Genomic DNA, 24,795 nt, shown 5'->3' with positions numbered 1-24,795 from the left:
CGGCGGCGGCACAGGCCAACCGAGACAGGGGAGTGGACGATGGAGCAGGGCGGCGACGAGATGATGGCGCGGATCGTCGAGGCGGTCGGCTGGGGGCAGGCCGGGCGTACCGGGCCGGCGCGGGAGCGGCTGACCGAGTTGTGGGACCGGATCGGGCCGGCCGGCGACCCGCTGCACCGCTGCACGCTGGCGCACTATCTGGCCGACCTCCAGGACGATCCGGCCGAGGAACTGCGCTGGGACCTGCGGGCGCTCGAAGCCGCCGACACGCTGACCGACGAGCGGGCCCAGCGCTACCACGCCACCCTGCAGGTCCGGGCGTTCCGGCCGTCGTTGCAGCTCAACCTCGCCGAGGACTATCGCAAGCTCGGCCGGCCGGACCGGGCCCGGGAGCATCTGGCCCTCGCCCGGGAGAGCCTGCCGGTGCTCGGCGACGACCCGTACGGCCAGATGATCCGGGACGCCGTCGAGCGGCTCGGGACCGAGCTGGCCGGCAGCGCCCCCGGGCCCGAGGCGCGACGCCCGGACATGGTGCGGTCGACCGGAGGCTGACCGGAGACGGCGAGCGGGCCAGCCCCCGCGGTGGTTGCGGGGGCTGGCCCTCTCGGTGGTGTGGGTGTGGGTGTTGTCGGGTGGTGTTTATGCGGAGTAGCCGCGTTCGGTGGCCCAGTTGGCGAGGTTGATGGTGCTCATCCAGTACTGGGCCTGGTCCGGGTTGGCCGGGTCGGCGATCTTGACCTTGCGGCCGTGGTCGTCGTAGCCGACGACGGTCAGGTAGTGCCCACCCGGGTAGGAGTGGGACATGCCGTCGACGTCGGTGGCGGTGCCCTTGATGTTCATCACGACCGGGCGGTTGGCGTCGATGGCGTTGACGATGTCGACCTGGAGCCGGTCCATCTGTTCGGGCTTGGCGGTGCTGTCCGGGATCGCGACGGTGCGGTAGTCCTTGCCGCCGGTGCTGTTGAGGACCCGGGTGGTGTCCTCGGCCGAGTTGGTGCCGGCCTCGGTGGTGCCGAGTCGCTTGGCGACGTCGTCCTGGCTGGGGGTCTGGCCCTGGGCGGACAGTGCGATCCGGGTCGCGGCGGGGGCGCAGTAGTAGAAGTTCTCCTGCGCCTTGTACTGGTAGTCCAGGGACTTCGACGGTGCCCGCTTGTCGATCTCGCGGATGTCGTTGGTGACCGCGGCGGCGGTCGGGTTGCCGCCGGTCGGCGGGTTCTGCGTCGAGATGGCCGGGGCGGCGAACGCGCCGCCGACGACGGCGAGGCCGGCGATGCCGAGCGCGGTCTTGCGGATCGGGGTTTCGGTGATGGCCGGGAGCCACCGCTTGACGTTGGTCATGATGGTCACCTTCCATTTCCGGGGGTACGACGCCACCACCCGCCCGGGGGGGCGGGGTGGTGGGTCGGAAGAGGGAAAGAAACCCGAAGATCAGAAGTCTCTCGGGGGTGCCGGGGGATGTAACCACGCCCGGCGGCTACCCATTCCCCGGGCCACACCGGGGGGCCGGGGCTCGGGGTGCTGCTGCGGACGTACGCCGGGTATAACCATGGCCGCCGGCCCGATGTTCCGCCACCCGGCCCCGACCAGCCACCCGATCATTAACCAAAAACCGGACATCGGGCGGCCCACGGGACGGCGGCCCCAGTCGGGCATCCGGCGAAATGTCCCGCCCTTCGACCCGTGCGTCCGAGGGTGTGGCCTGCCAGACTTCCTGGTGCCGGCGGATCGTGATCGAGATCTTGAGGAGGCAGCGTGAGCCAGGAAGTACGCGGGGTCATCGCCAGGGCCAAGGGTGCACCGGTGGAGGTGACCACCATCGTCGTACCGGATCCCGGCCCGGGTGAGGCCGTGGTACGGGTGCAGGCCTGCGGCGTCTGCCACACCGACCTGCACTACCGGGAGGGCGGCATCAACGACGACTTCCCGTTCCTGCTCGGGCACGAGGCGGCCGGAATCGTGGAGCAGGTCGGCGCCGGGGTGACCGACGTCGAGCCGGGCGACTTCGTGGTGCTCAACTGGCGGGCCGTCTGCGGCAACTGCCGGGCCTGCCGGCGCGGCAGGCCGTGGTACTGCTTCGCCACCCACAACGCCGGGCAGAGGATGACCCTGACCGACGGTACCGAGTTGTCCCCGGCGCTCGGCATCGGCGCGTTCGTGGAGAAGACCCTGGTACACGCCGGGCAGTGCACAAAGGTCGACCCGGCGGCCCGTCCCGCCGCCGTCGGGCTGCTCGGCTGCGGCGTGATGGCCGGGCTCGGCGCGGCGGTGAACACCGGCGGCGTCACCCGGGGCGACTCGGTCGCGGTCATCGGCTGCGGCGGGGTCGGCGACGGCGCGGTGGCCGGCGCGGCCCTGGCCGGCGCGACCACGATCATCGCGGTCGACACCGACCCCCGGAAGCTGGAGTGGGCCAGGGGATTCGGCGCGACGCACACGGTGAACGCCCGACAGACCGACCCGGTCGAGGCGATTCGCGAGCTGACCGGCGGACACGGCGCGGACGTGGTGATCGAGGCGGTCGGCCGGCCGGAGACCTGGAAGCAGGCGTTCTACGCCCGCGACCTGGCCGGCACCGTCGTGCTGGTCGGGGTACCCACCCCGGAGATGAAGGTTCCCGACCTGCCGCTGCTCGACGTCTTCGGCCGGGGCGGCGCGCTGAAGTCGAGCTGGTACGGCGACTGCCTGCCGGACCGGGACTTCCCGATGCTGACCTCGCTCTACCTACAGGGCCGGCTGGACCTCGACGCCTTCGTCAGCGAGGAGATCGCCCTGGACCAGGTGGAGGCGGCGTTCGGCAAGATGCACCACGGTGAAGTACTGCGATCGGTGGTGATCTTCTGATGCCGGCCCGCATCGACCACGCGGTCACCTCGGGCACCTTCTCGCTCGACGGCCAGACCTTCGAGGTGGACAACAACGTCTGGGTGGTCGGCGACGACGCCGAGTGCGTGGTGGTCGACGCGCCGCACGACGTGGACGCGATCCTGGCCGCGGTCGGCGGCCGGCGGGTGGTCGCGATCCTGGCCACGCACGCGCACGACGACCACATACGGGTCGCACCGGCGCTGGCCGGGGCGACCGGTGCCCGGGTACTGCTGCATCCGGCCGACCGGGTGCTCTGGGACCTGGTGCACCCGGACGTGCCGCCCGGCGGTGACCTGGCCGACGGGCAGTCGATCGAGGTGGCCGGCACCAGGCTGGAGGTCCGGCACACGCCCGGACACAGCCCGGGGGCGTGTTCGCTGTACGCGCCGGAACTCGGGGCGGTCTTCACCGGCGACACCCTGTTCCAGGGCGGCCCGGGGGCGACCGGTCGGTCGTTCAGCGACTTCGGCACCATCGTCGAGTCGATCAGGCAGCGGTTGCTGACCCTGCCGCCGGAGACCGTGGTGCACACCGGACACGGCTCGAGCACCACGATCGGCGACGAGGCGCCACACCTCGCCGAGTGGCTGGCCCGGGGACACTGAGCCGCGGCAGCCGGGGGACACTGAGCCGCGGCAGCCGGGGGACACTGAGCCGCGGCAGCCGGGGGACACTGAGCCGCGGCAGCCGGGGGACACCGAGTCGCGGCAGTCCGGCGGGGCGGGCGGTGTTCAGCGCACCCGCACGACGGTCCGCACCGTCGCCTGGTCGATCTCCGAGGTACGCACCGTGAACCGCAGCTCCCAGTCGCCGGGAATCGGGAAGTTCACCGCACCGACCCCGTGGTGCGGCTCGACGCCCAACATCGGCACGTCGGTCGGCTCGACACCCTGGGCCGGCAGTGCGGTGGTGAGCGTCCACTCCACCGCCGGCAGCGGCTTGCCCTCGGCGGTGTAGACGTACGCGTGCACGGTGTTGTTCGGCCCGAGCTGCACCGGATAGATGTCGAACTGGAGGGTGTAGAGCGGCGAACTGAGTGTCTGGGCGAAGGTGTCCGAGGCGGCGATCTCGGCCTCGATCCCGGCGTTGCGTCCCGGGGTGGTCTGCACGAGTACCGCGCTGACCCCGAGCACGACCAGGCCGACCAGCACCTCCAGGCCGACCGTACGGCGCAACCGCCGCCGCCCGGCGACCGCCGTGCCCCCGTCCCCGTCCCCGTTCCCGGCTCCGCCCAGCCGGTGCTGGACCAGGCGGCGGGCGTACCAGGCGGCGGCCAGCAGCAGGGCGAGCAGGGTCAGCTTGGCCAGTACCAGCCGGCCGTAGCCGGTGCCGAAGAGGGCTCCCGGTGCGCCGATCTCGATCACCGCCTGCACCACCCCACCGGCGACCAGCCAGAGCACCGCGATGCCCGCCCAGCGGGACCAGACCGGTAGCACGACCGCCAGCACCCGTGGATGGGCGGCCCGCAGCGGGACCGCGAACAGCGTCACCAGCCCGCCGAGCCAGACCGACATCGCGGCCAGGTGCACCACGCTGGCGATGCCGCTGGCCAGCGGGGTCGGCGAGGCGGCGGCGTGCCCGGCCAGCGGCCAGGTGGCCAGCCCGGCCAGCCCGAGCACGACCAGCAGCCCGGCCCGGACCCGCCCGATCCGTCCGCTCCGCCCGGTCCGTCCGCTCCGCCCGGCCCGCCCGCTCCGCCCGGCCCGCCCGGCCCGCCCGGTCCGTCCGGCCAGCACCGGCGGCAGCAGGGCGGCGACCAGCACCAGGATGCCCAGCCTGGCGGCGAGTGCCAGCCCGAAGTCCGAGCCGAGCAACTGCCACAGCTCGGTGCCGGAGACGTCCAGCAGCCCGGCGCCACTGGTGTAGGGAGCCTGCACCCAGAACCCGGTCAGGGTGCCGACCGCGACCAGCACCAGGCCGGCCCGGACCAGCCGGACGGCGCCCCGGCGCGGCAGCCGGCCCGGCCAGAGCAGCCCGAGCAGCAGCGCCGGGCCGATCAGCAGCACCAGTCCGGCGTACCCGAGATATCTGGTCACCGGCACGGCGACCTGGACGTCCCGGCGTACCGTCTCGTCGGCCGGCTCGGGCGGGGTGGCCGAGGCGGCGCCGACCGCGAAGGTGAAGCTCCCGGCGACCGGGTGGCTGTCGGCGGAGATCACCCGGTAGCTGACCAGGTAGGTGCCGAGCGGCCGGTCGGCGACCCGGACCGGGATCCGCAGCGTGGCGTCCCGGACGCTGGCGTCCCCGTCGTTTATCCGCTTGCCGTCCGGGGCCAGCACCTGCGCCCGGCCCGGCACCAGGGCCACCGGTTCGCTGAAGGTGATGGTCACCTCGGTGGGCGAGTAACCGAGTACGGCCTGCTGCTGCGGCACCGTGCCGACCACCGCGGCGTGCGCCGCCGCCGGCCCCGCCGGACCGGCCAGCACCGCCATCCCGGCCGTCAGCAGCACCGCCACCCCGGCCAGCAGCACCGCGAACAGCGCGCCGACCGGCGGACCGCCGGCGGCACGGGCGCCCGGCGTCGAGACGCCGGCAGGTACGCGTTCGAGGTGTGTTGCCGGTACGGGTTCGAGGTGTGCTGCCGGTACGGGTTCGAGGTGTGAACGTCCCACCTCAGTTAGATCGTTTTTCGGCGTCCGGAAGTTCAATCCGCCATCCGACTGAGTGGCAACGCGTTTCACCTTCTGTGGTAGGAACCCTGGGTGTCCCCGGATCTCGACGACGAATTCCGCTGGCTCGAATCGCTCGCCGACCCGGAGGTGACCGCCTGGGTGCGGGCCCGCAACGCGGAGACCCGCGGGGCGCTCGCCGACGACCCCTCGTTCGCGCCGCTGCTCACGGAGCTGCGCGGGGTGCTGGACGCCGCGGACCGGGTGCCGTACGTGCATTGGGACGGAACCTACCTGTACAACCTCTGGAAGGACGAGGCGCACCCCCGGGGACTGTGGCGGCGTACCACGCTCGACGAGTACCGCCGGGCGGAGCCGGACTGGGAGTTGCTGCTCGACGTCGACGCGCTGGCCGCCGCCGAGGCGGAGCCGTGGACCTGGCAGGGCGCGATCGTGCAGCGCCCCGGGCACCGGCGCTGCCTGGTCCGGCTGGCCCGGGGCGGTTCGGATGCCAGCGTGGTCCGCGAGTTCGACCTGGCCACCCGGGACTTCGTGCCGGACGGGTTCACCCTGCCGGAGGCGAAGAGCGACGTCGGCTGGATCGACGCCGACCACATCTACGTGGGCACCGACTTCGGTCCCGGCTCGCTGACCGCCTCCGGCTATCCGCGGATCGTCAAGCGCTGGCGCCGGGGCACCCCGCTGGCCGGGGCCACCGTCGTGCACCAGGGCCGCGACGACGACGTCTCGGTGTACGCGGTGCACGACCCCACTCCCGGGTTCGTCCGCGACTTCCTCGGCCGCCGGCTGGACTTCTTTCGCCGGGAGGAGTTCCTGCGCACCGTCGACGGCGAGCTTCACCGGATCGACGTGCCGGAGGACGCCGAGACCGACGTACACCGGGAGTGGCTGCTGATCGCGCTCCGCTCCGACTGGACGGTGGGCGACCGGACGTACTCCCCGGGGTCGGTCCTGGTCACCCGGCTGGACCGGTACCTCGCCGGTGAGCGCGACCTGACCGTGCTCTTCGCCCCCGGCCCGGACAGCGCGCCCGGCCGGCACGCCTGGACCCGGGGGCACCTGATCCTGAGCAGCCTGGTCGACGTGCGGGGTCGGATCGAGGTGCTCACCCCCGGCGAGGACGGCTGGCAGCGGCGCCCGCTGCTGGAGAGCACCGAGGCCACCGGGACCACCGACCCGGTGGAGGAGCGGCACGTCGTCGTCGTCGACACCAACCCGGAGGAGAGCGACGAATACCTGCTGGCCAGTACCGGATTCCTCGCGCCCACCGCGTTGCATCACGGCACGGTCGGCGGGCCGGTCGAGACGCTGAAGCGGGACCCGGCGTTCTTCGACCCGGCCGGGATGACCGTCCGGCAGCTGCACGCCCGCTCCGCCGACGGGACCCTGGTGCCGTACTTCCTGGTGCGGCCGGCCGGGGAACCGACCGGGCCGACCCTGCTGACCGGCTACGGCGGCTTCGAGATGGCCTGGACGCCGAGCTACAGCGGGATCATCGGCCGGGGCTGGCTGGCGAGGGGCGGTAGTTACGTGGTCGCCAACATCCGGGGCGGCGGCGAGTACGGCCCGCGCTGGCACCGGGCGGCGCTGCGGGAAAACCGGCTCCGGGCGTACGAGGACTTCGCCGCCGTCGCCACCGACCTGGTCGACCGGGGTGTCACCGTGCCGGCACGGCTCGGCATCGAGGGCGGCAGCAACGGCGGGCTGCTCATGGGGGTGATGCTGACCCGGTTCCCGGAACTGTTCGGCGCGGTGGTGGCCCGGGTGCCGCTGCTCGACATGCGCCGCTACCACCTGCTGCTGGCCGGCGCCTCCTGGATGGCCGAGTACGGCGACCCGGACGACGAGGCCGACTGGGCGTTCCTGCGGGAGTACTCGCCCTACCACAACGTCCGGCCGGGGCAGCCGTACCCGCCGGTCCTCTTCGTCACCTCGTCCCGGGACGACCGGGTGCATCCCGGGCACGCCCGCAAGATGGCCGCCCTGCTGCACGCCTGCGGCTACGACGTCTCCTACTACGAGAACATCGAGGGCGGGCACGGGGCTGCCGCCGACAACGCCCAGATGGCCTTCAAATGGGCGCTGATGCTGCGCTTCCTCTGGCACCGCCTGACCGACACCGACTCCGCCGTCGTCCCCTGAGTCCTGTCGCGCACCCCGACCCCTGTCACCTGAGCGCTGTCGCGTCCTGAGCGCTGTCGCGTCCTGAGCGCTGCCGCCGTGCCCCGGTCGCTGTTCCGGTGGTGACCGTTCGGGCTCAGTTCTCCGGGTTCGTGGGCTGCCGGTCGTGGTGGTCGAGGAGCCGGGTCAGCAGCCGGCCGAGCTGGTCGCGTTCGTCCGGAGCGAGCGGGGCGAGCAGGTCCTCCTGGACCCGGGCGAGCCGCTGCTCCAGCCGGCGGAGCTGACGGCGTCCCGCCGGGGTGATGGTGATGACGTTGCGCCGCCGGTCGGTCGGGTCGGGGGAGCGCTCGACCAGTTGCCGGTCGGCGAGGTCGTTGACCGCGGCCACCACGTCGCTGAGGTGGATCCCGCTGCGGCGGCCGAGATCCGCCTGGCTGGTCGGACCGAACTCGTGCAGGGTGAGCAGCAGCCGGTAGTGGTAGCCCCGGGAGCCGACGTCGGCGAAGCCGTCGCTGACCAGCCGGTGGGCGTGCCGGGCGGTCTGGGTGAGCAGCCAGCTCGGCAGTCCGGCCAGCTGGGCGGGGGTGTCTTTCTGCGGCACACTCTGCACGGACCCGAGCCTAACAACATCGTTCGCCGCGCTAACGGTTCCGGTCGACCTGGCCGATGTGTCGACGTGCCGACTCAACCGTGTCGCGCCATTCCGGCACAGCTGCTCGGGCCGTGCCGAGACCGGCACAGCTGCTCTGGCCGTGCCGGGTCAGCTGCCTCCGCCGCCTCCGCCGCAACCTCCGCCGCCGCCTCCGCAACTGCTTCCGCCGCCGCTCCCGCAACCGTGGCCGCCGCCGGAGTCGGAGCTACCGGAGTCCGAACCGTAGCCGCCCGCGCAGGCGAAGCCGCCGCTGCCGGTTGCCGAGGCGCCGCCCACGGCCCCGGAGGCGACCCCGACCCCCTGCTGGAGCCCGGCCTCTGCGGCGAACTCCGGATCGGCAGCCCAGAGCGCCGCCGGGCCGAAGAGCGCGACCGCCAGCGCCGCACCGTGCGGGCCGTAGGTGCTCCAGGCCGGCTGCTGGGACGGGGCCAGGTGGGCGTGTTCGGTACGCAGGGCGGCCAGTGCCCAGCCGCCGGCCCGGGTCCGCACCGGCGGCCGCCGTCCCAGCACCACGGTTGCCACGGCCACGGCAACCAGGACGGGGATCAGCGGCGGCCACACGTCGCCGGCCGACGCCTCGGCGAACAACCGGAGTACGCCGAGCAGCAGCACGCCGGCCAGCAGCCGGGTCGCTCGGCGCAGTGCCCGGCGGGTCTCCTCGCCCGGCATCAGCCCGGCCTCGATCAGCCCGGTGTGCGTCCGGCCCAGCTCCACCGAGACGCCCGAGTCGTAGTCGAGTTCCCGGGGTGGCCGCCGATGCCCCGCGAACTGGTGGACCGCCGCCTCCAGCCCGCCCGCCCCGACCGGCCGGTCCCCGGTGACCACCAGGCGCCGGTCCGGGGCGGGACCGATCCCGACCGCACCGGCGTTGCGCAGCGCGGCGAGGGCGGTGCAGATCGCCAGCCGGCTGCCGCCGTTCAGGTACCCGACCTGGGTGGCGGTCAGTGCCGAGGTGCGTACGCTCTCCGGCCCGGCCAGCAACTGTCGCCGCCGTACGGCGGCGTACCCGATGACCACCACCGCCAGCAGGAGATAGCCGGACAGGAAGGTCGGCGCGCTGATCCCCCAGATCACGTTGCCCGCAGCAAGTGCCATGGCCGTGTCCCCGTCCACTTAGGCCGAACGTCCCCTCGATTGTGCGGCCGGAGGCGGCGGGAAGTGCTGTTGATCACTGTTTCTTGACCGAAGCTTGCGGCTGGACCCGCCGGACCGGAGGCCGGTCAGCCGCGGACGAGGGGGCAGTCGAAGTCGATGCTGAACTCGACCTCCTGGCCTGTGGTGGCCCGCTTGGCCGTACCGCTGAGCTTGCCGGAGGTGCGGTCGCCGTCCTCGGTGCGCTGCCCGGTGAACGCCACCGTCTGGTACGTCTCGTCGGCACCGCCGAGTGTCAGTGGCACGGTCGCCCCGTCGCTGTCCTGGTCGAACGGGCCCGGGGCATGCGGCAGGGACAGTTCGATCATGGCGTCCGTGGTGCTGAGCGAGAAGATCTTCGCCGGTACCTCGACCGTCGAGCAGTCGTCGGTGGTGAACTCGTACTTCCTGCGGTCGGCGGTCACCGTGACGGTGCCGGTGCCACCGGCCGGCGCTCCGGCGGCCGGAGCGCTGCCGGTCGGCGTGGCACCGCCGCTGCCCGTACCGTCCGATCCGGTGCCCGGCGCCGGATCGTCACCGCAGGCCGTCACCCCCGACAGCAGGGCCAGGCCCAGTACCGCGCTCACCAGCGGCACCGGCCGGCCGGAAATCCACCCGCGCATCCACCCTCCCAGGTCGTCTCCGTGCGGAACCCGCTCATCGTCGTCGCACGCATTCGGGCCGGATTCAGGAATCGTTCGGGTAAGCGGTGGCCCGGTGCTCAGCTCACCGCCGTACGGAGACCGAGCCCGACCAGGATCACCCCGGTCACCCGGTCGAGCGCCCGGCGGACCCGTGCGGTGCGCAGCAGCCGGACGGCCGCCCCCGAGATTGCGGTCCAGCCGGCGAGCCAGCAGCCGACCAGCAGCGCGTGTGCGGTGCCGAGAACCAGCATCGGGACCAGGACCGGACCGTCCGCGTCGAGGAACTGCGGGGCGACGGTCAGGTAGACGGCCGCCGCCTTCGGGTTCAGCACGTTGCCGAGGAACCCCTGGAGGTAGGGGTGGTGCCCGCGCCACGGCAGCCGGCGCGCGCGATTGGTGGCCGGCGCATCCGGTGCCGCCGTGCCCGCCCTGCCCACCGGCTCGGTCGGCTCAATGAGCCTGGTCGGCTCGGTCGGCTCAATGAGCCTGGTCGGCTCGGTCGGCTCAATGAGCCTGGTCGGCTCGGTCGGCTCAATGAGCCTGGTCGGCTCGGTCGGCTCAATGAGCCTGGTCGGCTCGGGGCGCGGGCGGTGGCGACGGGTTGCCGACCAGAGCAGCCACAGCCCGAGCCCGGCCAGGTAGCCGGCGCCGAGCAGTTTGACCAGCAGGAACGCCTGCGACGAGCGGAGTACCAGCGCGGCCAGCCCGACGGCGGCGAGCAGGGCGTGCACGTAGAGGCCGGTGAGCGTACCCAGGATCACCCACCAGCCCTGCCGGCGCCCACCTGCGGCGACCCGCGAGACGACCAGGGTCAGACTGGTCCCCGGCGTCGCGGTGATCGGCGCGACGGCCGCCAGGAAACCGAGTACGGCGATGCCGCGCACCGCTCAGACCACCACTCGGTAGTGCGTGGTCAGCAGCCCCGCGTCGTCGTAGACGTGGAACGCCACTCCGGGCGGCTGGGCCAGGTCGACAAGCGGCCCGTCGCCCTCCCACGGCATCCGCAGGGTGGAGACCACGCCGGGGGCGATCCGCAGCGGCCGGCCGGCGAAGGTGCTCGCGGCGGCGGTGTGGAAGTGCCCGGTCAGCACCGCGACGACCTGCGGGTGGGCGGCGAGCAGTTCGGCCAGCGGCTCGGCCGGCAGCAACCCCATCGTGTCGATGACCGGATGGTGCAGGGCGACCGGCGGGTGGTGGAAGGCGACGAAGACCGGTGCGTCGGCCGGTGTCGACGCCAGTTCGCCGGCGAGCCAGGCCATCGTCTCGGCGTCGAGGTGCCCGTCGTTCCGGCCGGGCACCGTCGAGTCGGCGAGCAGGAAGACCGCGCCGGCCACGTCGTGCCGGGCGTTCACCGGGCCGTCGCCGCCCCGCCCGTCGCCGAGCAACCCCTTCCGGTACGCGTCCCGCGCGTCGTGGTTGCCGGGGCACGTCAGCACCGGCAGCGGTGCGGCGAGGAGCTTGGCCGCGGTCTCGTACTCGGTCAGCTCGCCGTGGTCGGCGATGTCCCCGGTGACCAGGATCGCGTCGACCGGCCGGGGCAGCGCGTGCAGGTGGTCCATCACCCGGGCGGTCCGCTCGGCCGAGCGGGGCGATCCGTCGAGGTGGGTGTCGCTGAGGTGGGCGATGACGAGCACTGACGTCCCCCTAATGCCTTCATGTGTTTCAACCATTAGTCAGGGAACGCTACCGTGGACCGAGGCGCCCGGACAAGCCGGTGCCGGAGGAGCAGTGATGGCCCAGCAACTCGTGCTCGCCCTCGCCGGCACGATCCGGCACGACGGCAACGGTGGCGTCGCGGACGACCTCGCCGACGTCGCCGGGCTGACCGCATGGCTCGAGGCGCAGGCGGAGCCACTGGCCGGGTACGCCGGCGGTCTTGCGGCGCCGGTCCAGCCGCCTCCGGGGTACGCCGACGGTCTCGAGGCGGTTGCCGGGTGGGTCGACGAGCCGCTCCGGCTCGACGTGGTCGCGCTGCGCCGCGCCGTGCGTACCCTCTTCGCCCGGTCGGTCCGGCCCGCACCACCGAGCCGGGCCGACCGGGCGACGCTGCTCGACCCGCAGGACGCGGTCGACCAGCTCAACCGGGCGGCCGGGAGGTGGCCGGTCCGGCCGGTGCTCAGCTGGCCGGACGGGGGCGCCCCGGCGGTCACCTGGTCCGGCGGGCCGGCCGACGCCCGGACCAGGCTGCTCGCCGGGCTGGCGCGGGCGGCGATCGAGTTCCTCGCCGGCCCGGACCGGGAGCGGCTGGCCGCCTGCCCGGCGCCGCGCTGCGTCCGCTACTTCCTGAAGGGGCACCCGCGGCAGGAGTGGTGCAAGGCCTCCTGCGGCAACCGGGCCCGGGTCTCGCGGCACTACCACCGCCGGGCAGCCGACCGGCCCGGCTGACCCGGTGGTTCGGGGTCTTCCCGGTACGCCGGACGGGCCGGCAGATTCGGGGCCGGTGCGGGTTCTGCCGGTTGTGCCGGTGCTCGGGCCGGTCGGCGGGACTTCGGCCCAGCCCACCCGGGCTGCGGCCAACCGGGATCGGGTCGCGGCCCGTTACCCGACCCGCGCCAGCCACCGGCCATAGCGTTGACGCTCATCGAAGTCTTCGACGATGGGAGCAGGAGAATGCGTCGGATCCTCGCCCTGCTGGCCGTCGCCGTCATCCCGGTCGTGCTGCTTGCGCCGCCGGCTCCGGCCAAGGCCGCGCCCGGCGACCGGTAATGGTCCTGCGGCAGTACGCCACCCGGCTGGGTGGTGCTGGCCTAGGCCGGCATCTGCAACCCGAGCACCCGGGCCGGTTACCTCTTCGTCCAGCACGCCGAGGGGATGCCGGCCGGCTCGTCGCTCACCGTGTGCCAGTTCTCGCCGATCCCGAGCGGATGGCGGGTCGTCTACGGACCGGTCCACGTGGGCAGTTGCGCCGTCAACTGGGGCAGCTCCTCGCCGAACGCGTACCTCATCTCCAACTCCTGACCGGGCAACTGCTGCCGGAGCACCCGCAGGTACGCGGCCCGGAGTTCCGCTCCGGGGACCACCCCCAACTCGTCGGCGAGCCGGTCGCGTAGCTCGGTGACGAGCCGCAGCGCCCTGGCCTGCTGCCCGGCGCAGGCCAGGGCGAGCATCAGCCGGGCGTGCAGCCGCTCGTGCGGCGGTTCCACCTCGGCGACCTGGGCGAGCGGCTTGCTGACCCGGGCGGCCGTACCGGTCTGGAAGGCGAGGTCGGCCAGCGTCAGTGCGCAGTCCAGGCGCAGGCGGGCCAGCCCGGCCGCCGCCGGATGCCGGAGCAGCCCGGTACTGCCGGCGAGCAGTGCCCGCGCCAGCACGCCAGCCCGGCGGCGAACAGTTCGGCCGCCCGGTGCGGCTCGCCCCGGTCCCGTGCCCGAGCGGCTCGCTCGGCCAGTGTCCGGAAGCGGGCCGCGTCGACCCGGTACGGGAGCGCAGCCGCGCCTGCTCCGTACTGGACAGCCCGAGGGCGGCCGAGAGTCGGGTGACCACCGGCGCCGCCACCCGGTCGTGCTCCAGGTCGCGTACGGTCCGTACGCCCACCCCGGCGTGGGTGGCCAGGGCTGCCTGGGTCAACCCGGCCGCCGCCCGGTGGCCGCGCAGCAGCTCGCCGAAGGTCTCCGATTCCTCGCTCACCGGTGTCGAGAGTTCCAGGGCGGACTGTATCGCCACTGGACCCGGGCTGGATCGCCGGCCCGGCTACTCTGGCCGGCCGGGTCCCCCGGACCGGTCCACAGGGTCTGCCGTCATCCGGGCGTCGGCGGCTCCCAGTACGCCTCCACCCGGTGTCCGTCCGGGTCGAGACACTTGAAGGCGACGTACGAAGGATCGTCGTAGTCCTCGACGATCGGTACGTCGTCGGCCCTCAACCGGCGCAGCAGGGCGCGGACGTCGTCGGCGTCCGGCAGTCGGAACCCGAAGTGCAGGAACGGAGCCGGTTCCTCGACGGCGTCGACCGCGTGCAGGGCGAGGTCGAAGCCGTCGGCGTTCCGGACGATAACCGTGCCGTCGGGGTACCGCTGTGCGGTGCCCGGATCGAACCCGAAGTAGGCGTGGTAGAAGCGGAGGCTGCCCTGCGGGTCACCCACCGGCAGGCCGAGGTGGTTCAGGCGCACAGCCAGAAACTATCCCGGCGGGGAAGGTCGGCGCATCTGGACTGTGCTACGCATCGTGCGAGAGGACGCAATTCGTGCTGTCGAGGCTGTCGAGGCTACTCCGATCGACGTAGGTGTAATCGCGGGGAGTGGGGGCGGATGTCCGCACCGGGACGACGCGGCACCGGTCCGGCCGCCCATAGCGTGCGGGCAGGAGCAGCGAGGAGGACCAGATGTCCCGTACCGATCCCCGGAGCCGTCCGCACCGAACCGCCGACCTGGGAGGTGGGCCCCGCCTGCCCCGACCCGGCGGCAGGACCGGTACGGCATCGGCGGCGAGCCGTACCCGCGTCGCCGACGCCACGGCGGTCGGGTTGGCGCTGCCGTTCGTCGGTTTCGCGATGGCCGATCTCGGCGCTGCGGGCTGGAGTCCGGTCGAGCGGATGGTCAGCCACTACGTACACGCCCCGAGGGTCGGTTGGCTGATCCCGGTCGGGCTGCTGGTGCTGTCCGCCGCCTCGGCGGGACTGCTCCGCCTGGCCGCCGGCCGGACCCGGGGTGGCCGGGTCGGGCTCGGGCTGCTCGGGGTCTGGAGCGTCGCGGTAGGAGTCGGAGCAGTCTTCCCGGCCGACCCGTACGGCTCGTGGGACCGGCCACCGTCGCCGGCCGGGCTGGTGCACGGCACGGCGGGGCTGGTCGCCTTCGGCGTACTGCCGGCGGCGGCGGTCCTGCTGGTCCGGGTCTGGTGGCGGGATCCCCGGTGGCGGCGGGCGCGTCCGGCGCTGGCCGTCTCGACCGTCCTGGTGGTGGCGGCGCTCCTGGGCTTCGTGGTGGTCGGTGTCGACGTGATGACCGACGGACCGTCGTTCACCGTCGGCGACTACGCCGGCGTGGCCGGGTTCGCCGAGCGGGTGCTGCTCTGGTCGTACGCCGGTTGGCTCGGCACCGTCGCGATCAGCCTGCGCCGGATGCCGAGCGGTCAGGTCACTCCCGGCCCACCGCCGCATTAGGCGGAGCGGGTGACCGGGTTGGGGTGGCCGGCGGGCCCGGCGGCAGGATCCGGTCGACCATGTCCGCGATCAGCCGGTCGAGCGGGTACGGCGACAGCACGTCGGGCACGGTCAGCTCGTCGACAAGCAGCCCGCTCATCGCGAGGTAGAGCAGCAGGGGTGTGGTCCGGTCGCCGGGCAGCTCGGCGCCGACGTGGAACTCGATGCTGTCCCGGAGGTTGGCGCTGAACACCTCGGTCAGCGCCGCTCGGAGTTCGGGGCGCCGGGTGCCCTCGAGGCGAAGTTCGAGCATGGCCAGATAGCTGCTCCGGTCCCGGCGCATCCGGCCGAGGATGTCCCGCATCAGCCGGGTGACCAGGGCGCGGTCCCGAGGTGCCCGCATCAGCTCGGCAACCTCGGACTCGACCGGGGTGAGGCGTTCCCTGGTCCGCTGCGTCACCTGACCGAGCAGATCCGGTCGGTTGGCGAAGTAGTTCGAGGTGGTGCCGGTGGGTACGGCCGCCTCCGCGTCGACGGCCCGGAAGGTCAGCCCGCGTGAGCCGTCCCGGGCGAGGACCTCGATCGCGGCGTCGAGCAGGGCCATCCGGCGGGCCGGGTTCTGCCGCATGCGGTCTCCTCGTTCTCGCCGGGACGCGTGATGATCCCGTTTGACATCACTGCGAGTGTAGTACTACGTTCAAACCACTCCAGATGGAGTACTTCGCTAGAAGTGGTAAGCGGAGAAGATTTCTCGACCGCCAGCAGCAACTCGAGGAGAAAGATGCGAAAGCTCGTCTACTACGTGGCCAGCACCGTCGACGGCTACCTGGCCGGTCCCGGTGGGGAGTACGACTTCTTCCGGGTCGATCCGGACCTGGCGGCGGCGGTCAACGCCGAACAGCCCGAGACCCTCCCGACCCACGCGCGGGCGTCGGTCCGGCTGACCGACGCACCGAACAGGCGGTTCGACACCGTCCTGATGGGACGGCGCAGTTACGAACCCGCACTCCGGGAGGGCATCACCAGCCCGTACGCCCACCTCCGGCAGTACGTCTTCTCCCGGACCCTGAGCGGCACGGATCCGGAGGTGGAGATCGTCGACTCCGATCCGGTCGCCACGGTGCGGGAGCTGAAGCGGTCGGCAGGACTGGACATCTGGCTCTGCGGCGGTGGTCGGCTGGCCGGCACGCTGCTGCCAGAGATCGACGAACTGATGATCAAGCGCTATCCGGTCGTCATCGGCGCGGGCATCCCGCTCTTCGCCGGGGCCTTCCAGCCGGTTCCCTTCACCGTCACCGACACCCGCACCTTCGACTCCGGCGCGGCCCTGGTCACCTACTCCCGGACGTGACCGGCGGCGGAATATCGCTGGTAGACCACCGGCCGGGCCGGCAGGATGGCGCGATGCGAATCCGACCGGCCCGGCCGACGGACCTGCCGGTGCTGCGGGACGTGGAGCGGGCCGCCGGCCGGGCCTTCCGGGAGATCGGGATGCCGGAGATCGCCGACGACGAACCACCCCCGGTAGAGGCACTGGCCCGGCATCAGCGCGCCGGCCTGGCCTGGGTCGCGGTCGACGCCGACGACCTGCCGGCCGGCTATCTGGTCGCCGAGCCGGTCGACGGCAACCTGCACGTCGAGCAGGTCTCGGTGCATCCCCGGGCCGCCCGTCAGGGGGTGGGGCGCACGCTTATCGAGCACCTTGCCGCGCACGCGACCGCCAACGGGGTACCGGCGCTGACCCTGACCACCTTCGCCGACGTGCCCTGGAACGCCCCGTACTACTTCCGGTGCGGCTTCGTCGTGCTCGGCGAGTCGGAGCTGACCCCCGGGCTGGCCGCGATCCGGGCCCGCGAGGCGGCGCACGGCCTGGACCGGTGGCCCCGGGTCTGCATGCGCCGTGACCTGTAGTCCGGTCGCACCCGCGCTTCGGCGACTGGGCCGCGCCCCGGCCCGATCGACGACCGACCGCCCCGCTCGCGGTCGGGTCGCGCTCAACGACGGGCGGCCCGCGGGGCGGTGTCGGGCTCGGGATCGGTGTCGGGATCGGTGAGCCGTTGCGGTGCGGAGAACCGGTCGAGCACCAGCAGTTCGGTGCCGGGCGGCACCTCGGCGAGCAGCAACTCCTGGGCCTTCCGGCTGATCCGGATGCAGCCGTTGCTGTTGCTCCGGCCCAGTTGGCGACTGTCGTACCAGGCATGCAGTCCGATGTGCGCGCCACGCAACGTGGACGGTACCGAGTCCGGGTCGTCGGGTACGGCGCCGAGCGCGAGGACCTCGACACCCGCGTACACCCGGCCGGGGAGGAGCGACCGGCCGAGGACGAAGGTCCGGCCCAGCGGGGTCGGCGTGACCGGGGTCCCGACGCTGACCGGCCAGGACCGGACCAGCCGGTCGTCGCGGTACCAGTGCAGCCGGTGTGCCCGCCGGACCGCCACGAGGATGTCGCGCAGTTCCACGGTGCTCCACGAGCCCGGCGGCACCCAGCCGACGCGCCGGTTCGCCGACGGAAGCAGGACGGCGGCCCAGCCCGCCCGCCGGGCCACGATCGGCAGGGTCACCGGCACACCGCTGATCGTGGGCGCGAGGAAGGCGCGCGGGCGGCCACCGGGCGCGTCGTACACGGCGAGCCGGCGGATTGGCCGCAGGCCCTCGCCGAGCCGGACCGTCGACGTCGGGGCCGGGTCCTCGGGGAAGCCGCGTGGGGCGGGCTGGTAGTCGAGTACCGGCAGGTCCGCCGGGGGTGGTGCGGCCGGCAGGGTCGGTTCGGCGTGCGCTGGCGTGGCCGGGGCGACGTCACCCGGGGCTACCGCTGCCGGCGGCGGTGGTTCGGCCGCCGACTGCCGGTCGGTGGTCCGCCGCGGCCCGGCCGGCCCGTCGACCGCCACCACCGTCAGCACCAGCACCCCACCGAGTACGGCAAGCGCGGCGCCGGTCCGCCGAAGTGCCCGCCCCGAGACTATCGGACTGAATCGGACAAAAGCCATCTGGCTACTGTAGGTTGTCGACTCGCTCCATCCGGCCGTACGGGTCGTGCCGCGTGTCCCGGTCGCGTGCCAGACTGTGGCGATGACTGAACCGTCTCCGGTACGGCAACTTCGGCTGGTGGTCACCGCCGACGACTACGACCAGGCGCTCCGGTTCTACCGCGACGTGCTGGGCCTGCCGGAGCAGGCGGCGTTCTCCTCCCCGGACGGTCGCGTCACGATCCTGGACGCCGGCCGGGCCACCCTGGAGATCACCGATCCCGGGCACGCCGAGTACATCGACGAGGTCGAGGTCGGTCGCCGGGTCGCCGGGCACATCCGGGTCGCCTTCGAGGTCGACGACTCTCCGGCGGTCACCGCTACCCTGGCCGAGGCGGGCGCGACGGTGATCGCCGAGCCGACCCGTACGCCGTGGAACTCGCTGAACTCGCGGCTGGCGGGGCCCGGTCACCTGCAACTGACCCTCTTCACCGAGTTGGGCGAGGAAGCCTGACCGCGAGGTGTGGGTGGCTCAGATCCGTACCGGCATCAGGATGGAGAAGGCACGATCGTCGTCGGGCCGGCGTAGCGCCAGCGGGCGGATCGGCCCGTCGAGTTCGAGGACCAGTTGGCCCGGCCCGGCCGCGTCCAGGGCGTCGAGCAGGAACTCGCGGTCGACTCCGACCCGCACCACCGGACCATCCGGCAGGCCCGGGGTGTCGGCGGGGGAGACGGTGAGCCGGTTCGCCGCGTCGACGGCGAGGACGCTCACGGCACAGCGGGTGCCGTCGTCGGGGCGTACCACCGTCCGGGTCTCGCCGGCGGTCAGCCGCTCGCGCAACCCGCCCACGTCGACGGTCACCCGGCGGCCCGGCCCGGCGGTCGCGCTCCGCAGCAGCCGGCGATAGTCCGGGAAGTCCTGCTCCAGCGGGGTGCCGGTGACATGCCGGTCCCGTACCCGCAGGCCGACGGCGGCCGATCCGAGGGTGAGGGTCGCCGGCCAGCCGCCGGTCAGCAGCGCTCGGGCCGCGTCGACGAACGAGACCGGAGCCGTAACCCGGCGGCTCCCGGTCGCGGTGGCGTCCCCGAGCCCGGTGGCGTCCCCGGTCGCGGTGGCGTTTCCGGTCGCCGGGCCGGTGTCTGCCGGCACCGCGGCGACGGCCATCCGGTACCGGTCGGTGGCGACCAGCCGGAGCACGCCCTGGTCGATCTCCAAGTGCACGCCGCCGAGCATCGGCAGCCCGGGGTCGGTCCCGACCGCGAACCGGACCGCGTCGACCGCGGCCGCCAGCTTCGGCCCGGGTACGGTCAGCCGGATCTCCGGCTCGGTGGCCGGCTCGGCGGCGGTGCAGAGTACCCGGAGCCGGGCCGCCTCCCGGCGGGCGTCGGCGAGACCCTCCGCCAGCCGGAGCAGGTGCGCGTCCAGCAGCCGCGACACGGCGGCCGGATCCGAGCCGCGCAGTTCGAGCACCCGGGTGATCTCCGCCAGCGGCATCCCGATCCGGCGCAGCCCGGCCAGCAGCCGTGCGGCCGGCAACTGCCGCTCGGCGTACCGGCGGTAACCGGTGCCGGGGTCGACCGAGGCGGGCGCCAGCACGCCGGCACCGTCGTAGAAGCGCAGCGCGCTGATGCTCAGGCCACTCGCCCGGGCCATCTCACCGATGCCGAGCAGCCGTCCGTACCCCTCCACGAGCAGGAATTGTGCCCCCTCGACCAGGTCGAGGGTCAAGGGCTCGGCGAGCAGTCTCACCGGGCCCGTCAGGTGAGTTGCGCCGGGACCGTGCCGTGAGTTGCGCCGGGACCGTGCCGTGAGTTGCGCCGGGACCGTGCCGTGAGTTGCGCCGGGACCGTGCCGTGCGGTCAGGAAGCCTCCGGGGTGAAGGCGACCCGCACGCAGCCCTCGGCACGGTCCCGGAACAGGGCGTAGCCGTGTGGCGCGTCGTCCAGCGACAGCCGGTGCGTGATCAGGTACTCCGGCCACAACTCGTCGCGCCGCATCCGGGCGAGCAACTCCGGGACGTGGCGCTGGCCGTGCTGCCGGGCGGCCCGTACGGTCAGTCCCTTGTGCAGCACCGCTCCGAGCGGGAACCCGTCCACGTGGCCGGCGAAGATCCCGAGTACGACGACGGTGCCGCCCTTGCGACACGCGTACACCGCGTCGGCCACGCACCCTGGCGGGCCGAGCGGGCCGGGCACCGGTGACCCGAGGGCCGGCGGTGCCATCCCGACCGCCTCCACGCAGACGTCCGGACCACGGCCACCGGTCCGGTCCCGCAGTTCGGCACCGGCGTCGACCCGCAGGCTGTGCAGCGTCTCCACCCCGACCTCGCGTTCGACAATCGCGAGCCGGTCGTCGAGCAGGTCGACGCAGATCACCCGGTCCGCGCCGCGCAGCACCGCCGCCCGGGCCGCCAACTGCCCCACCGCACCGGCGCCCCAGATCGCGACCACGTCTCCCGGGCGTACGTCGCCGAGTTCGGCACCGAGCCAGCCGGCCGGCGCGGCGTCCGAGGCGAAGACCGCGCGGTCGTCGCTCACCTCGTCCGGTATCCGGAACGCGCCGTGGTCGGCGTACGGCACCCGGACGTACTCGGCGTGGCTGCCGGCGAAGCCGCCCAGCGCGTGCGAGTAGCCGAAGCAGCCGGCCGGCACCGCAGCCCAGACCAGCTCGGCGAGGTCGGGATTCGGGTTGCCGTTGTCGCAGCAGGAGAAGAGCCCGTGCCGGCAGTACCAGCACCGCCCGCAGGCGACGATTGAGCAGACCACCACCCGGTCCCCGACGGTGTGCCGGCGTACCTCGGCACCGACCTCGACCACCTCGCCGACGAACTCGTGCCCGAGCACGTCACCCGGCTGAGTCTCCGGAAACCGTCCGGCGATGAGGTGCAGGTCGGAGCCACAGGTCAGACTCTGCCGTACCCGCACGATGGCGTCCTGTGCGCTGACGATCCGGGGATCGGGGACCCGTTCCACGGCCAGCCGGTCGGGGCCCTGCCAACAGAGCGCCTTCACCGCGGCCGGGCCGGCGGGTGCGGGCCGGCGGTGTCGGCCAGCCGGTCGGGTACGTCCATCGCCCTCCTCCGCCGCGGACAATCGCGGCCCGGGGCAGCAGCGTCCGGGCCAGCATCCACCGATCCGTACCAGCCGTCATCGTCCGGTGCGGCCGGGTGAACCGGGGTCGTCCGCAAGGGGTGAACCGCGACGGGCCGGGTATCCGCCTCGGACCGTCGCAGCGGGCGGGCGGGGAGGGGGATGGGCAACATCGATGGAACGGATCGAGGAACCAGCCGGAGGCAGCACGCCGGCCACTGCCGGATCGGGCACCGCCACACCGGCCACCGCTGGATCGGGCACCGCCGCGCCGCCGCTGCTAACCGCGAAGCTGGCCGTCACGCCCCGCTCAGGGGCGGTGCTGCTGCCCCGACCCCGGCTCTTCGACCTGCTCGACGGGGGTACCGCCGGCCCGCTGACCCTGGTCTCCGCCGCCGCCGGCTGGGGCAAGACGGTACTGCTGAGTTCCTGGTGCCGGGCCCGCAACACGACGGGGAGCCGGGCCGTGGACAGTCCGGACCGGGGGCCGGTGGGCTGGCTGTCGCTGGAGCCGGGTGACGGCGGGGCACGGCTCTGGTCATATCTGTACGCGGCGCTGCGGCCGGCCGTCGACGGGCAGCAACCGGATGCCGGGGACGAACCGGACCCGGCGTACGGGTTGGAGTTCCTCGCCGACCAGTTGGCCCGGCGTGCCGGCCCGGCGACGCTGATCCTGGACGATCTGCACCAGGTGGACGACCCCGAGGTCTCCAGCGGGCTGGAGTTCCTGCTCCGGCACACGGCGGGTCGGCTGCGGCTGGTGATCGGCTGCCGCACCGACCCCGGGCTCGCGCTGCACCGCTGGCGACTCAGCGGGGAGTTGACCGAGATCCGCGCCGCCGACCTTGCGTTCCGACCCGACGAGGTGGCCGAACTTTTCTCCGGGTACGGGGAGCCGCTGCCGCCCGAGCAGGCCCGGCGGCTGTGCGACCGTACCGAGGGCTGGCCGGCCGGCCTGCGGTTCGCCGCACTGGCCCTGCCGGGCCATCCCGACCCTGCCCGGTTCGTCGACGAGTTCACCGGGGAGTATCCGGACGTCGGTGACTATCTGACCGAGGAACTGCTGACCGGGCTGTCCGCCGACGCCCGGGAGTCTCTCTGCCGGGCGTCGCTGGTCGCGGGATTCTCGGCGGAGCTGCTGGGCACGCTGACCGGCCGGGCCGACGCCACCCGGGCACTTTCCGAACTGGACCGCCTCGGCGGGTTCGTGATCCCGCTCGGCGGCCGGCCGGCGGGCTACCGGTGCCATCCGATGCTCGGCGAACTGCTCCGCTCCGAACTGGCCCGCCGCCCCGCCGAACAGGTGGCCGAGCTGCACCGCCGGGCCGCCACCTGGTTCACCGCGAACGACCTGCCGGCCGAGGCGCTCCGGCACGCTCTCGCCGCACACGACTGGCCGTACGCCATCGACGTGCTGCTGCGGCACTGGCCGGATCTCGTCCCCTACGGCCAGTACGCCCCGCCCCGGCCGGAGCCGCCGGCACCCTCGGCCGAGGTGGTCCGGGACGGCCCGGAGATCGGTCTAGCCTACGCGGCGGACCGGCTGGACGGCGGCGAGTCGACCGACGCCGCCGGTTACCTGGCGCTGGCCGCCGAGCACGCCGACCAGCTCGACGCCGCCCGCCGCCACCGGTTCCGGCGGATCGCGGCGGCCCTGCGGCTCGGCACGGTCCAGTCCGGCGGCGACCAACCGGCGGTACTGGCCGGTCTCACCGATCTGCTCGCCCCGGACCCGCCCGACCTGCACGCCCACACCGAGAGGCAGAACCACATCAGTGCAAAGAGCCGGCTCGACCCGGGCGACCGACCTGACCCGGGCGACCGACTTGACCCGAGCGGCCGGCTGGGCCCGAGCAGCCGACTCGACACCGCCGGGCGGGCGGCCGTCGCGGGGCAGGGCGGCGGCGCCGGCATCGAAGCGACCGTCGACGGCGGCAGCGTCCTGGGCTTTGACCTCGACACGTACGTGGACGCCGATCGGATCGACCTCGCCCGGCTGACCCTGCTCGACGTCGACCGGTCCAGGCCGGACGGGTCAGGTTGGGCCGGGCCGGACGGGTCAGGTTGGGCCGGGCCGGACGGGTCAGGTTGGGCCGGGCCGGACGGGTCAGCGCCCTCCGGGTCGGACGGGTCAGCGCCCTCCGGGCAGGACGGGTCAGCGCCCTCCGGATTGGACGGGTCAGCGCCGCTCCGGTCGGGGCTGGGCGACCCACCCGCCCGGCAGTTCGCCGTCGATCCCGTGGACGGTGGTGAGATCGACTCGGGAGGTCTGGACCTCCGCGCCGGAGCGGTGGCCAGGATTCTGTCGGGCACGATCCGGTTCGGGGCGGGTGACATCGTCGCAGCCGAGCCGGAGATCGCCGCCGGGCTCGCCGGGGCGAGCCGGGCGGGTCTGTCCCGGGCCCGCCGATTGTGCCTGGGGCGGCTGGCGCTGGCCCGGGCGGTCCGGGGCGAACTGACCGGCGCCGACGAGGCTGCCCGGGCGGCACTCGGCTCGGCGCCCTTCCGGGGACTGATCCGGCCGGCCGACGGCGTACACGCCTATCTCGCCCAGGCGCTCGTCGCGCTGCACCGGGACCGGCCGGAGGACGCGGAGGCCAACCTGGCGCTCGGCATCCGGGGCGCGGAGTACGTCGACGAACCGTTGGTGCACGTACTGACCGGCATGGTCGAGGCGCGACTGCTGCGTGACCGGGGCGACCTGACGGGTGCGCATCAGGTGCTGGCCGGCATCCGCCGTCGGCTCGGCGACCGGGTGGAGGCGCAGCCGTTGGCGCACTGGCTGCTCGCCGCCGAGGCGGAGCTCCGGATCGACCACGGCGACGTGGAGCTGGCCCGGGAGATGCTGATTCCGGCGGTGGAAGGGGGTGCGGTTCCGGTCGAGCCGGTGGCGGTCGCGCTCGCCCGGGCGCACCTGCGGGCGGGCGACCCGCAGGCCGCGCTCCGCACGTTGCCCGCCTGGGAGACACCGGCCGGTCCGACGCCCGGTGCGCCCGGCGCCGCAGGTGCAGCCGAGCCGACGGCCGGTGCGGCTGCCGCGACCGGCACGCCGCTGACGGGTGCGGCTGCCACGGCCGGCACGCTGCCGCTGCCGCTGCCGCTGCCGCTGCCGCTACCGCTGCCGCTGCGGCTGGTGGCCGGGCTGCTCGACGCGAGCGCGGCCCGGCTGACCGGCGATCACCGCCGCGCCGCCCGGTTACTCGAGCACGTGCTGCGGCTGGCCGAGCCGGAGGGCTTCCGGCAGGTCTTCGTCCGGGCCGATCCGCCGGTACGCGACCTGCTCGCCGCCCACCTCGACTCGGGTACGGCGTACTGGGCGATGGTGCACGACCTGCTCGGCGCCGTCGACGGGGTGGCCGGAACGGTGACGACGACACCGCCGACGGTGCCACCGGGTGAACCGTTGACCGAGCGGGAACTGACCGTGCTGCGCTACCTACAGAGCATCCTGTCCAATGTCGAGATCGCTGCGGAACTCTCGCTCTCGGTCAACACCGTCAAGACGCACGTCCGGAACGTCTACCGCAAGCTCGACGTCACCCGGCGCCGGGACGCCGTACGCCGGGGCCGTGAACTCAACCTGATCTGAGTCGCCGTGACCGTTCCCGGCGGTCCGCGACCGTTC

At 73.5% G+C, this 24,795-nt stretch carries 22 protein-coding genes and 2 pseudogenes; 10 read left to right on the top strand and 14 right to left on the bottom strand.

The window, feature by feature from the left end; translation table 11 throughout:
- Nucleotides 1–39: 39 nt before the first annotated feature.
- Nucleotides 40–552 carry a hypothetical protein gene (locus tag ACN28A_RS04515; RefSeq protein WP_421392613.1) on the top strand — a complete coding sequence of 171 codons (513 nt, stop codon included), beginning with the start codon at nt 40–42 and terminating at the stop codon, nt 550–552.
- An 87-nt stretch (nt 553–639) separates the two neighbouring features.
- On the opposite strand, the gene ACN28A_RS04510 is transcribed toward ACN28A_RS04515, so the two are convergent.
- The gene (locus tag ACN28A_RS04510) at nt 640–1,338 is read right to left on the bottom strand and encodes a C39 family peptidase (RefSeq protein ID WP_421392611.1); all 699 of its coding nucleotides are present in this window, start codon (nt 1,336–1,338) and stop codon (nt 640–642) included.
- A gap of 414 nt (nt 1,339–1,752) precedes the next feature.
- Here ACN28A_RS04510 and ACN28A_RS04505 point away from each other — a divergent pair, with 414 nt between their 5' ends.
- Nucleotides 1,753–2,841 carry an S-(hydroxymethyl)mycothiol dehydrogenase gene (locus ACN28A_RS04505; protein WP_421392608.1) on the top strand — a complete coding sequence of 363 codons (1,089 nt, stop codon included), beginning with the start codon at nt 1,753–1,755 and terminating at the stop codon, nt 2,839–2,841.
- Nucleotides 2,841–3,470 carry an MBL fold metallo-hydrolase gene (locus tag ACN28A_RS04500; protein WP_421392606.1) on the top strand — a complete coding sequence of 210 codons (630 nt, stop codon included), beginning with the start codon at nt 2,841–2,843 and terminating at the stop codon, nt 3,468–3,470. The genes ACN28A_RS04505 and ACN28A_RS04500 overlap by 1 nt, the downstream gene beginning before the upstream one ends.
- A 126-nt stretch (nt 3,471–3,596) precedes the next feature.
- Here the strand turns inward: ACN28A_RS04500 and ACN28A_RS04495 are convergent, their stop codons facing one another.
- Nucleotides 3,597–5,297: a copper resistance protein CopC gene (locus tag ACN28A_RS04495; protein WP_421404142.1), complete on the bottom strand. Its 1,701-nt coding sequence runs from the start codon at nt 5,295–5,297 to the stop codon at nt 3,597–3,599.
- A 270-nt stretch (nt 5,298–5,567) separates the two neighbouring features.
- On the opposite strand from ACN28A_RS04495, the gene ACN28A_RS04490 reads away from it, so the two are divergent.
- On the top strand, nt 5,568–7,637 hold the full coding sequence (locus tag ACN28A_RS04490) for a prolyl oligopeptidase family serine peptidase (RefSeq protein ID WP_421392603.1): 2,070 nt from the start codon (nt 5,568–5,570) through the stop codon (nt 7,635–7,637).
- A gap of 115 nt (nt 7,638–7,752) precedes the next feature.
- On the opposite strand, the gene ACN28A_RS04485 is transcribed toward ACN28A_RS04490, so the two are convergent.
- From ACN28A_RS04485 to ACN28A_RS04465, 5 genes are all read right to left on the bottom strand, one after another.
- Nucleotides 7,753–8,226 carry a MarR family winged helix-turn-helix transcriptional regulator gene (locus ACN28A_RS04485; RefSeq protein WP_421392600.1) on the bottom strand — a complete coding sequence of 158 codons (474 nt, stop codon included), beginning with the start codon at nt 8,224–8,226 and terminating at the stop codon, nt 7,753–7,755.
- Between the two features lie 150 nt (nt 8,227–8,376).
- On the bottom strand, nt 8,377–9,363 hold the full coding sequence (locus tag ACN28A_RS04480; protein ID WP_421392598.1) for a TIGR04222 domain-containing membrane protein: 987 nt from the start codon (nt 9,361–9,363) through the stop codon (nt 8,377–8,379).
- Nucleotides 9,364–9,488: 125 nt separating this feature from the next.
- Nucleotides 9,489–10,022: a hypothetical protein gene (locus ACN28A_RS04475; protein ID WP_421392596.1), complete on the bottom strand. Its 534-nt coding sequence runs from the start codon at nt 10,020–10,022 to the stop codon at nt 9,489–9,491.
- 98 nt (nt 10,023–10,120) lie between these two features.
- Complete coding sequence (locus ACN28A_RS04470; RefSeq protein ID WP_421392595.1) at nt 10,121–10,927, bottom strand: LysE family transporter; 807 nt, start codon at nt 10,925–10,927, stop codon at nt 10,121–10,123.
- A gap of 3 nt (nt 10,928–10,930) precedes the next feature.
- Complete coding sequence (locus ACN28A_RS04465; protein WP_421392592.1) at nt 10,931–11,677, bottom strand: metallophosphoesterase; 747 nt, start codon at nt 11,675–11,677, stop codon at nt 10,931–10,933.
- A gap of 97 nt (nt 11,678–11,774) precedes the next feature.
- Here ACN28A_RS04465 and ACN28A_RS04460 point away from each other — a divergent pair, with 97 nt between their 5' ends.
- On the top strand, nt 11,775–12,428 hold the full coding sequence (locus ACN28A_RS04460; protein WP_421392590.1) for a CGNR zinc finger domain-containing protein: 654 nt from the start codon (nt 11,775–11,777) through the stop codon (nt 12,426–12,428).
- 491 nt (nt 12,429–12,919) lie between these two features.
- Here the strand turns inward: ACN28A_RS04460 and ACN28A_RS04455 are convergent.
- From ACN28A_RS04455 to ACN28A_RS04445, 3 genes and pseudogenes are all read right to left on the bottom strand, one after another.
- Nucleotides 12,920–13,428, bottom strand: a pseudogene (locus ACN28A_RS04455) (AfsR/SARP family transcriptional regulator).
- Nucleotides 13,429–13,478: 50 nt separating this feature from the next.
- Nucleotides 13,479–13,667: pseudogene (locus tag ACN28A_RS04450) on the bottom strand (helix-turn-helix domain-containing protein); the annotation flags it as partial.
- Between the two features lie 110 nt (nt 13,668–13,777).
- Complete coding sequence (locus ACN28A_RS04445; protein ID WP_421392588.1) at nt 13,778–14,146, bottom strand: VOC family protein; 369 nt, start codon at nt 14,144–14,146, stop codon at nt 13,778–13,780.
- 212 nt (nt 14,147–14,358) lie between these two features.
- On the opposite strand from ACN28A_RS04445, the gene ACN28A_RS04440 reads away from it, so the two are divergent.
- The gene (locus tag ACN28A_RS04440) at nt 14,359–15,135 is read left to right on the top strand and encodes a DUF998 domain-containing protein (RefSeq protein WP_421392586.1); all 777 of its coding nucleotides are present in this window, start codon (nt 14,359–14,361) and stop codon (nt 15,133–15,135) included.
- On the opposite strand, the gene ACN28A_RS04435 is transcribed toward ACN28A_RS04440, so the two are convergent.
- The gene (locus ACN28A_RS04435) at nt 15,110–15,742 is read right to left on the bottom strand and encodes a TetR/AcrR family transcriptional regulator (RefSeq protein WP_421392584.1); all 633 of its coding nucleotides are present in this window, start codon (nt 15,740–15,742) and stop codon (nt 15,110–15,112) included. The genes ACN28A_RS04440 and ACN28A_RS04435 overlap by 26 nt on opposite strands.
- Nucleotides 15,743–15,895: 153 nt before the next feature.
- Here ACN28A_RS04435 and ACN28A_RS04430 point away from each other — a divergent pair, with 153 nt between their 5' ends.
- Entirely contained in the window at nt 15,896–16,465 is a 570-nt protein-coding gene (locus ACN28A_RS04430; protein WP_421392581.1) for a dihydrofolate reductase family protein, read from the top strand.
- Between the two features lie 53 nt (nt 16,466–16,518).
- The gene (locus tag ACN28A_RS04425) at nt 16,519–17,025 is read left to right on the top strand and encodes a GNAT family N-acetyltransferase (protein ID WP_421392580.1); all 507 of its coding nucleotides are present in this window, start codon (nt 16,519–16,521) and stop codon (nt 17,023–17,025) included.
- A gap of 83 nt (nt 17,026–17,108) precedes the next feature.
- Here the strand turns inward: ACN28A_RS04425 and ACN28A_RS04420 are convergent, their stop codons facing one another.
- On the bottom strand, nt 17,109–18,101 hold the full coding sequence (locus tag ACN28A_RS04420; RefSeq protein ID WP_421392578.1) for a L,D-transpeptidase: 993 nt from the start codon (nt 18,099–18,101) through the stop codon (nt 17,109–17,111).
- 82 nt (nt 18,102–18,183) lie between these two features.
- Between ACN28A_RS04420 and ACN28A_RS04415 the strand changes: the two genes are divergently transcribed.
- Nucleotides 18,184–18,594 (top strand): VOC family protein, encoded by a 411-nt coding sequence (locus ACN28A_RS04415; protein ID WP_421392576.1) that lies wholly within the window; start codon nt 18,184–18,186, stop codon nt 18,592–18,594.
- An 18-nt stretch (nt 18,595–18,612) separates the two neighbouring features.
- Here ACN28A_RS04415 and ACN28A_RS04410 read toward each other — a convergent pair whose 3' ends face one another.
- Complete coding sequence (locus ACN28A_RS04410; RefSeq protein ID WP_421404140.1) at nt 18,613–19,734, bottom strand: MerR family transcriptional regulator; 1,122 nt, start codon at nt 19,732–19,734, stop codon at nt 18,613–18,615.
- 206 nt (nt 19,735–19,940) lie between these two features.
- Nucleotides 19,941–21,092 (bottom strand): alcohol dehydrogenase catalytic domain-containing protein, encoded by a 1,152-nt coding sequence (locus ACN28A_RS04405; protein WP_421392574.1) that lies wholly within the window; start codon nt 21,090–21,092, stop codon nt 19,941–19,943.
- A gap of 253 nt (nt 21,093–21,345) precedes the next feature.
- On the opposite strand from ACN28A_RS04405, the gene ACN28A_RS04400 reads away from it, so the two are divergent.
- Nucleotides 21,346–24,759, top strand: coding sequence for a LuxR C-terminal-related transcriptional regulator (locus ACN28A_RS04400; protein WP_421392573.1), 3,414 nt, complete (start codon nt 21,346–21,348; stop codon nt 24,757–24,759).
- Nucleotides 24,760–24,795: the final 36 nt, after the last annotated feature.

The sequence above is a fragment of the Plantactinospora sp. WMMB782 genome (assembly GCF_049179135.1).
In the GTDB taxonomy this organism is placed as follows: Bacteria; Actinomycetota; Actinomycetes; order Mycobacteriales; family Micromonosporaceae; genus Plantactinospora.
The sequence above is the reverse complement of the archived record's forward strand: the minus strand, read 5'-3'. Positions and strand labels throughout refer to the sequence as shown.

Bases quoted from the DNA above. Each gene is read 5' to 3' on its own strand.
- ACN28A_RS04515 (WP_421392613.1), top strand. From the start codon at position 40: ATGGAGCAGGGCGGCGACGAGATGATGGCGCGGATCGTCGAGGCGGTC.
- ACN28A_RS04510 (WP_421392611.1), bottom strand. From the start codon at position 1,338: ATGACCAACGTCAAGCGGTGGCTCCCGGCCATCACCGAAACCCCGATC.
- ACN28A_RS04500 (WP_421392606.1), top strand. From the start codon at position 2,841: ATGCCGGCCCGCATCGACCACGCGGTCACCTCGGGCACCTTCTCGCTC.
- ACN28A_RS04495 (WP_421404142.1), bottom strand. From the start codon at position 5,297: ATGGCGGTGCTGGCCGGTCCGGCGGGGCCGGCGGCGGCGCACGCCGCG.
- ACN28A_RS04480 (WP_421392598.1), bottom strand. From the start codon at position 9,363: ATGGCACTTGCTGCGGGCAACGTGATCTGGGGGATCAGCGCGCCGACC.
- ACN28A_RS04475 (WP_421392596.1), bottom strand. From the start codon at position 10,022: ATGCGCGGGTGGATTTCCGGCCGGCCGGTGCCGCTGGTGAGCGCGGTA.
- ACN28A_RS04460 (WP_421392590.1), top strand. From the start codon at position 11,775: ATGGCCCAGCAACTCGTGCTCGCCCTCGCCGGCACGATCCGGCACGAC.
- ACN28A_RS04440 (WP_421392586.1), top strand. From the start codon at position 14,359: ATGTCCCGTACCGATCCCCGGAGCCGTCCGCACCGAACCGCCGACCTG.
- ACN28A_RS04435 (WP_421392584.1), bottom strand. From the start codon at position 15,742: ATGCGGCAGAACCCGGCCCGCCGGATGGCCCTGCTCGACGCCGCGATC.
- ACN28A_RS04430 (WP_421392581.1), top strand. From the start codon at position 15,896: ATGCGAAAGCTCGTCTACTACGTGGCCAGCACCGTCGACGGCTACCTG.
- ACN28A_RS04425 (WP_421392580.1), top strand. From the start codon at position 16,519: ATGCGAATCCGACCGGCCCGGCCGACGGACCTGCCGGTGCTGCGGGAC.
- ACN28A_RS04420 (WP_421392578.1), bottom strand. From the start codon at position 18,101: ATGGCTTTTGTCCGATTCAGTCCGATAGTCTCGGGGCGGGCACTTCGG.
- ACN28A_RS04415 (WP_421392576.1), top strand. From the start codon at position 18,184: ATGACTGAACCGTCTCCGGTACGGCAACTTCGGCTGGTGGTCACCGCC.
- ACN28A_RS04410 (WP_421404140.1), bottom strand. From the start codon at position 19,734: ATGGCCCGGGCGAGTGGCCTGAGCATCAGCGCGCTGCGCTTCTACGAC.
- ACN28A_RS04400 (WP_421392573.1), top strand. From the start codon at position 21,346: ATGGAACGGATCGAGGAACCAGCCGGAGGCAGCACGCCGGCCACTGCC.